Here is an 8,593-nt window from a genome sequence, read left to right on the forward strand (position 1 = left end):
TACTTTGCTGTTTTTTATTAAAATTTTTTAATAAATCCCATCTTCACCGCTTTGCGCCGATTCTTCCCTCTCCCATTTTAGGAGGGAGCGGGAAGTACTGCACCACAGGTGCAGGGATGGGGGGCTATCCCCAAAACACCACACCTCCGGGTACGCTTCGCCTCCTGAGCCACATAAATTGTGTCAGCATAAGGGCATAACAAGTAAGAATACTTTTATTTATATACGAAAAATAGAAACGCTTATTATGCATATTCCTATTCAATACGTTCACTTATCGAAAAACTTACGCTGAAAAATTAAAATGGAGGCGATACCAATAGTTATTGCAGAATCCGCGACATTGAATACCGGGCGAAAAAACACAAAATCATCGCCCCCAAAAAAGGGCATCCAATTTGGAAACGTTCCGTTGATCAATGGAAAATAAAACATATCCACCACCTTGCCATGTAAAAATGAGGAATAGCCTCCTTCGGCCGGAAACATGGTAGCTACTTGTGGGTAACTATCGTTAAAAATCATACCGTAAAAGGCACTGTCGATGATGTTGCCGAGCGCTCCTGCCAGCACCAGGGATATGCTGACGATAAGCCCGGTGGGTGCATTTTTTTTACCGAGCTGATACAGGTAATACCCTATACCAATTACAGCTATGATGCGAAATACACTTAAGATTATCTTACCAAATTCGCCTGCCAGCTCCATCCCAAAGGCCATTCCGTTGTTCTCGATAAAATGGATGATAAACCAATTTCCGATCACACTAAACTCTTCACCCAGCATCATATTTGTTTTTACCCAAATTTTTAATGCCTGATCGATGACCAATACCAGTAAAATTATAAAAACCGGCTTCTTAAAAATTGAAAGCATTTATTTCTGGTTTAGTTTGGCATCGATGCTTAAAGTGGCATGTGGAACAGCCTTTAATCGTTCTTTTGCTATCAGCTTACCCGTTTCGCGACATACACCGTAGGTTTTATTTTCGATACGAACAAGTGCTGCTTGCAGGTGCTGAATAAACTTTAATTGACGCTGAGCCAGTTTCCCAGCCTCCTCTTTTGAGAGCACGGCAGCACCTTCTTCCAATACTTTAAAAGTAGGCGAGGTATCTTGCGTATCGTTACCATCGCCTTGGGTAATGGTATTACGCAACAGTTCATAGTCTTTCTTAGCCTTATCTAACTTGGCATTAATTAATTGCTTGAATTCTTGCAATTCCTCACTGGAATATCGGGTCTTTTCAGTCATAACCGTTAATTTAGAATTATTACGCGTTTCTTCTTACACAAATACAAATGCTTACGCCACTGTCAATTTCTACGAGTTTAGCATCATCTTCGTTACATTTATCAACCAGCATTATTTCTTCGGCCAGGGTTTGTGATGCAATATAATCTTTAAAGTTGAGTACCGCCCGATCCGTAGCATCATTTTTACTTATTGTGAGTATAATTTTGTCGGTAACATCGAAACCGGAATCTTTCCTCAAATTTTGAATTCTATTAACAAATTCCCTTGCTATACCTTCCTGCTTGAGATCCTCGGTAATATTAACATCTAATGCCACCGTTATCTTCCCTTCGCTGGCCACCAGCCACCCCGGAATATCCTCAGAGGTGATTTCTACATCCTCCAAACTTATTTCAATGGTTTGTCCGTTTATCCGGGCATCAATTTTTTCTTCGCGCTCAATGGTGGCTATCTCTTGTTGCTCCATTGCGTTTACAAAGCCGGCTATCTGTTTCATCATCTTGCCGTACTTAGGCCCCAGCGTTTTAAAGTTAGGTTTAATTTTTTTTACAAGAACACCCGAAGTATCCGTTAAAAAATCAATCTCTTTCACGTTCACCTCGGCAAGAATCAAATCTTTAACTTTTTCCACTTGTTCTTTAAAATCCATATCCAATATAGGAATAGTGATTTTTTGAAGTGGCTGCCGAACTTTTAAACTTTCTTTACGTCGTAAACCAAGCACCATGGATGAAATACTTTGTGCATAAAGCATCCTTTGTTCCAGTGCCTTATTTATGCGCTGCGGATTATGTTTGGGGAAAGAACTTAGGTGAACCGAATCGAATGCAGCATTTCCTGAAACTGAAGTTAAGTCGTTGTACAACCTGTCCATAAAAAAAGGTGCAATGGGTGCCGACAGCATGCATACCGTTTCTAAGCAGGTATATAAAGTTTGATAGGCAGCAATTTTATCCTCGGTATAATTACCGCCCCAAAAACGTTTACGATTTAGGCGCACATACCAATTACTCAGGTTTTCCGTTACAAAATTCTGGATGGCTCTGCCAGCTTTGGTTGGCTCATACGCTTCGTAACATTCGCTTACCTCCTTTATTAAACTGTTTAACAACGAAATAATCCATCTGTCGATCTCGGGCCTTTCTTCCACAGGTATTTCTTTTTCGCTACAAACGAATCCATCCACATTGGCATACAGTGCAAAAAAAGAATAGGTATTGTAAAGTGTTCCGAAAAACTTGCGTTTCACCTCGTCCACTCCATTGATATCAAATTTAAGGTTATCCCATGGCTGAGCATTGGTTATCATATACCAGCGCAAAGGGTCGGAACCAAATTCCTCAATAACTTCAAAAGGATCAATTGCGTTGCCCAACCGTTTCGACATTTTATTCCCTTTTTTGTCGAGTACCAGACCGTTTGATATGATATTTTTAAAAGCTACCGAATCAAATAACATCGTTCCTAGCGCATGCAGGGTAAAAAACCATCCACGCGTTTGGTCCACACCCTCGGCGATAAAGTCGGCCGGGAAAGCCCCCCTCAATCCCCCTGAATGGGGGGAGGTTGAAGAATTCGCCAAGGCTTCTTGGGGATTTATACGGCTCGCTGTGGCTTGGAGTGTTTTTAAGATTTCTTTTAGGACTTCTTCGGGATCTCCGATAACTTGTTCGTTGGTGAAGCGGATTACCTTGTAGCCTAAGTTTGTTAGGATATTGGTTCTTAGCTGGTCGGCTTCTTTTATTTCGGGCTTATTGTGGTAGCCTCCATCGACCTCAATAATTGTTTTGGTACTCAAACACACAAAGTCCACGATAAAATCATCGATTACATGCTGGCGTCTGAACTTATATCCCTCAAGATTTTTTCCACGCAAAGCTTCCCATAACAGCTGCTCCGCCTCCGTCTGATTTTTACGCTTATCATCGGCCAACTCCTTCAACAAACTATACATCGACTTCCTCGCCGTCTGATATTTTGCCGTAACACCTCCCTCTCCTTGTGGGAGGATAGGAGGGGCTATTCCTTCCCCTTGGGGGAAGTTAGATGGGGCTTCCGTTTCAAACGGATAATGCATCTGGGCGTAGGGCATGGCCCCTGAATCGAACCATACATCAATGAGGTCGGGTTCGCGGAACATTTTTTCGCCATTGTCCGAAACCAACACAATATCATCCACATAAGGACGATGAAGGTCCACCAGGTCGTAATTTTCTTTTGAAAAGTCGCCGGCTTTAAAATCTCCGTAAGGACTTTTTTCCATTACACCAGCCTCCACGGACTTCTTTATTTCTTCCGTCAGTTCCTCAATGGAGCCAATACATTTCTCCACGCTTCCATCTTCTGTTCGCCAAATAGGTAAGGGAGTACCCCAGTAACGCGAACGCGAAAGGTTCCAATCCACCAGGTTCTCTAACCATTTGCCAAATCTACCTTTGCCCGTTGATTCGGGTTTCCAGTTGATGGTATCGTTCAATTCCATCATGCGCTCTTTTACCGCTGTGGTTTTAATAAACCAGGAGTCTAAGGGGTAATAAAGCACCGGTTTATCCGTACGCCAGCAGTGTGGATAGCTGTGTACATATTTTTCGACCTTAAAAGCCCTGTTTTGTAGCTTTAGCATTACCGATATATCCACATCCAAGGTAACATCCTGATCGCTTAGTTCCTCGTTGAACTCATTTTTAACGTATCGCCCCGAATATTCCATGTAAGTATCCAGATCTACAAAATCCTTCACAAAGGTTGAATCCAAATCTTTGATCAGAAATAGTTTTCCGGTTTTATCTACCATCGGGTTCTGCTTGCCTTCTTTATCGATAAGTATAAGCGGGGCTATACCGGCCATTTTGGCCACCCTATCGTCATCGGCACCAAAGGTAGGGGCAATGTGTACCATTCCGGTACCATCTTCGGTAGTTACATAGTCGCCCAATATCACTCTAAAAGCATCGCCATCGGGCTTAATCCATGGAATCAATTGTTCGTAGCGCAGCCCTTCCAGTTGCTTGCCACTGTATTCATCCCCCAGCTGGTACGGAATCTTTTTATCCCCCGGTTTATAATCCTCCATAGGCAGTCCTGCACTTTTTGGATCAAAATATGCCGAAACGAGATCTTTGGCCAGCACAACAACTATGGGTTTACCATTATACGGGTTATAGGTTTTTACCTTTTGGTAGGTTACACCCGGCCCCACCGCCAAGGCAGTATTCGAAGGAAGGGTCCAAGGGGTAGTGGTCCATGCTAAAAAGAAAAGTTCGCTATCGACGTCCTGGAACAAAAATGCCGAGTCATCATTTTTTATTACCTTAAACTGGGCCGTACAAGTGGTGTCTTTTACATCGCGATAGCAGCCCGGTTGGTTCAGCTCATGAGTGCTTAAGCCTGTTCCGGCAGCAGGCGAGTATGGTTGAATAGTATAACCTTTATATAACAAGCCTTTTGCGTAGAGTTCCTTGAGCAAATACCATAAGGTTTCGATGTACTTGCTATCGTAGGTAACATATGGATTATCCATATCTACCCAATAGCCCATTTTGTTGGTCAGGTCTTCCCATTTATCGGTATATTTCATCACATCTTTCCGACATGCTGCATTGTACTCAGCGACCGATATTTTTTTACCGATGTCTTCTTTGGTGATGCCCAACGATTTTTCCACACCTAATTCTACCGGCAATCCGTGTGTATCCCAACCTGCTTTGCGTTTAACCTCAAAACCTTGTTGTGTTTTATATCGGCAGATGATATCTTTTAACGAACGAGAGATAACATGATGAATACCCGGCAAGCCATTGGCCGAAGGAGGCCCTTCGTAGAAAACAAAAGTAGGATTACCTTCGCGCGTGGTTACACTTCGCTCAAAAGTGTTGTTCGCTTCCCACTGTTGCAATACTTCTTTATTTATCTTCGATAAATCTAATCCCTTGTATTCCTTGAATCTAGTACTCATCTTTCGGTTGTTATCCTATTTTTAAAAAAGCGTACAAATATAGTGGATAACGCGCGACTTAACAAAGTTGATATGGTTTATTTGTGATTATTTTAATGCTATTATATTTCCCATAAACGGACAACCTCGGATTTTTACATTCTTCTTGATTCTCTCCATTTTTATCCGCGGTGGTCTTTTATGGCTGTTCACTCTATAAAACAAACTGTACAATTAAAAAAATACTCTAAAGATATGGAATTCGCAGATTTAGATCACAGATTTGCATCCATAAATAATACCAGGGCGGCCTCCTATCTTCCTATACCACAAGAGAGTAGACTTAAAATCAATACATTAATTTACAGCACATTAGAGCCTCCCCCTTTATATTCTCGTTTCAACAAAGATAACCTGAAGTAGATTTTCATAATATATCATAAAATGATAGCTTTGTTTTAACTTTAAATCAATAATTGTTCAAAACATTAACCATGGCTCATAATCTTAAAACAATTGTACCAAAATTAAAATATACTGCCATTACAATATTCGTCCTACTATCATTATTCCTACTCCATAGAGAAAGCTATAATCAAATGCCTGTTTCAAAGCATATATGGGCACAAACAGATTGGTATTCAATATCCCTCGGTTTTCTTAGAAACGATTTTAATTTTTTCAAACCGGAAACCTATCAACTTAACCTACAATTTCCTTCTACCATGGACGATGCGGTTCTTTCAGGGATAACCGCATGTGACTTCCCCCTGATACCATATTTGAGTGCTTTGGTTATGAGGCTAACCCATATTTCCTCTCCAATTATATTTAGGTCTATCTCACTTTTACTAAGCCTGATTGGTCTTTTCTTTTTTTATCGTACCATATTTTCCAATTCAAAAAACATGCTCATTAGCCTTTCATTAACCTGCTTTATTGCGTTTCAGCCAATATTCACGTATTATATGAATGGGTTTTTGCCGACATTCAATTCAATTTCCTTTCTGCTAATCGGAAGTTTCTATTTCAATAAATACTTAAAAAAAAGAACTTTATCTACTTTTATAATTGGTACTGTTTTTTTTTCCATCGCCGCATTAATACGTTTTCCATTTATTGTTCATAACATTGCTATTCTTTGTGTTACTATTTTAGTTTTCTTAATATCTAAAAGATTCTATGCAAAAGAATTTTTAATTGGCTTTTCGGGATTATTAATAGTACTTGGATATTTTTTATACAACCAGCACCTTGCGCACGCTTATGGCTCGCTCTTCTTAAATCATTGGTTGCCAGTTAATAGTTTAGGCGGGTTTTTCAAGGTGATATTTTTGGCATTAAAAAATCATTCATACTCTTTTTTACCGTTTCCGTCTTTACTCATATTCTCCTTAATAGTTTACAAAAGTGTTAAACATGTTTTCCCATTAAAGGACTACCTTTCAACAAAATCACTTTTTGCAGCCTTCATCGTTATTGATATCATAGGCATTTCTTTATATTCTATTTTGATGCAAAAACAATTTGTAAATCACGACTATTACTTGATGGACACTTTTTTTATACCAGTAATCTTTATACTCCTATTCTTCACAAAATACATCACAGTTCAACTTACACCAGCCGTACGTCTTTTAATGTTACTATATATCACATCTTCCCTACAAATAGCTTTTGACAGTCAAAGACGTCTTTATGATGAACACCATATGGGATACAGCAGTATAAAGGATGATTTTGAAGGTTCCGAACTACTCTTAGATTCTTTATCGATTGATAATACAAAAAGGATTTTAGTACTCCCCACTCCGCGTTCGCCAGGATTACCCTTCATATTTATGAACAGGAAAGGATACAAAACACTAAATAATAGCAATACATCTATTAATAATATTGTTCAAAGAAATTATGACTATTTGATTTTTCCTAACAAACAAAAAAAAATAATTAAGCATATTTATCCATCATTCAAGACGGATAACAGTTTTATTTATTCTAACGGTAAGTTAGAAATATGGTCGAAGAAGAATTAACCTCTTTATATTATGCTGAGTACAAAGGGGCTATATTATTCGCAAATTGCTTTAGCATCTCTTCTGTTTCTTCCCAAGCCAAGCAATCATCTGTAACGGATACTCCATACTTTAAGGACGACAAATCTTGGGGAATTTTTTGCTTACCTCCATGCAAATTACTCTCAATCATAAGCCCAAAAATAGAGGTATTCCCGGCCAGTAACTGGTCTTCTACACTTTTTAAAACCAAGCTTTGATTCGATGCTTTTTTAAAACTGTTGGCATGACTGCAATCGATCATTATGCGCCTGGGTAGACCAAGCTTTTGTAGCTTATTTTCATAATCTCTCACACTGGCCACATCATAATTAGGCGCTTTCCCACCTCTTAAAATGATATGGGTGTTGGTATTTCCTTTTGTTTTTACCACCGCCACTTGTCCTTCAGGGTTTATGCTGATAAAATTATGAGGACTTGCCACCGATTCCAGGGCGTTGATGGCAATATCAATATTCCCGTCCGTTCCGTTTTTAAATCCCACTACCGACGACAATCCGCTGGCCATTTTTCTATGACTTTGTGATTCTGTGGTTCTTGCTCCAATAGCCGTCCACGATACCAAGTCCTGAATATATTGCGGTGTAACGATATCCAAGGCTTCGCTCGCCACCGGCAATCCTAATTCAGCTATAAAACAAAGTAATTCCCGTGCTTGCTTAAGCCCTTCTTCTAATTCGCAGCTATTGTTTAAATAAGGATCATTGATTAGCCCCTGCCAACCCACAGTTGTACGAGGCTTCTCGAAATAAACCCGCATTATCAGATACAGCGAGTCCTTAAGTTCATTAGATAGTCTTTTTAGTTTTTGTGCATATTCCTTAGCTGCTTGCACATCATGGATAGAACAAGGCCCCACCACAACTAAGATACGCTTATCCTTACCCAACAAAATATTCTTTGTTGTCTGTTGGCCCGCAACTATCGTGTCAATCATCGTTTCGTTGAGTGGATATAACTCTTTGAGCTTGTTAGGTGTAATAATCGTTTGCTCAGCACTTACATTTATATTCTCAATCCTCTTATCTGTCATTTTAAAGTATGGGTAACGATTTATAAATTATTAACAGGTAAAAATAACCTATAATTGTTACAACTAACAATTAATGCATAAAAGTTTTAGCGCATAACGATTGGTGAAATACAGAAAGTAAAATAAAAATCTTACCCTAAAGTGCGTCATGGACGATTATTGGAGGGGTATAAACAAAAAAAGAGCAACCGAAATGAGTTTTCGATTGCTCTTTTTAAAGATGGGCGGCGACCTACTCTCCCACATTTCTGCAGTACCATCGGCGCTAACGGGCTTAACTTCTCTGTTCGGAAT

Annotated in this window: 5 protein-coding genes and 1 rRNA gene; 1 reads left to right on the forward strand and 5 read right to left on the reverse strand. The window is 39.6% G+C overall.

From position 1 onward, the window contains the following. Positions 1-270: 270 nt before the first annotated feature. From FN809_RS16140 to ileS, 3 genes are read right to left on the reverse strand one after another with little or no spacing between them, the layout of a single operon-like run. Positions 271-876 (reverse strand): lipoprotein signal peptidase, encoded by a 606-nt coding sequence (locus tag FN809_RS16140; RefSeq protein WP_142534570.1) that lies wholly within the window; start codon positions 874-876, stop codon positions 271-273. Continuing rightward, positions 877-1,254 (reverse strand): TraR/DksA family transcriptional regulator, encoded by a 378-nt coding sequence (locus tag FN809_RS16145; protein WP_142534571.1) that lies wholly within the window; start codon positions 1,252-1,254, stop codon positions 877-879. A 19-nt stretch (positions 1,255-1,273) separates the two neighbouring features. Next, positions 1,274-5,212 (reverse strand): isoleucine--tRNA ligase, encoded by a 3,939-nt coding sequence (gene ileS / locus FN809_RS16150; RefSeq protein WP_142534572.1) that lies wholly within the window; start codon positions 5,210-5,212, stop codon positions 1,274-1,276. A gap of 473 nt (positions 5,213-5,685) precedes the next feature. Between ileS and FN809_RS16155 the strand changes: the two genes are divergently transcribed. After that, entirely contained in the window at positions 5,686-7,227 is a 1,542-nt protein-coding gene (locus FN809_RS16155) for a hypothetical protein (RefSeq protein WP_142534573.1), read from the forward strand. A 10-nt stretch (positions 7,228-7,237) separates the two neighbouring features. Here FN809_RS16155 and FN809_RS16160 read toward each other — a convergent pair whose 3' ends face one another. Together FN809_RS16160 and rrf are read right to left on the reverse strand one after the other, a co-directional pair. Beyond that, the gene (locus FN809_RS16160) at positions 7,238-8,299 is read right to left on the reverse strand and encodes a 3-deoxy-7-phosphoheptulonate synthase (RefSeq protein WP_142534574.1); all 1,062 of its coding nucleotides are present in this window, start codon (positions 8,297-8,299) and stop codon (positions 7,238-7,240) included. Between the two features lie 219 nt (positions 8,300-8,518). Next, positions 8,519-8,593, reverse strand: a 5S ribosomal RNA gene (rrf, locus tag FN809_RS18270); the annotation flags it as partial.

Source organism: Saccharicrinis carchari (assembly GCF_900182605.1).
Taxonomy (GTDB): Bacteria; Bacteroidota; Bacteroidia; order Bacteroidales; family Marinilabiliaceae; genus Saccharicrinis; species Saccharicrinis carchari.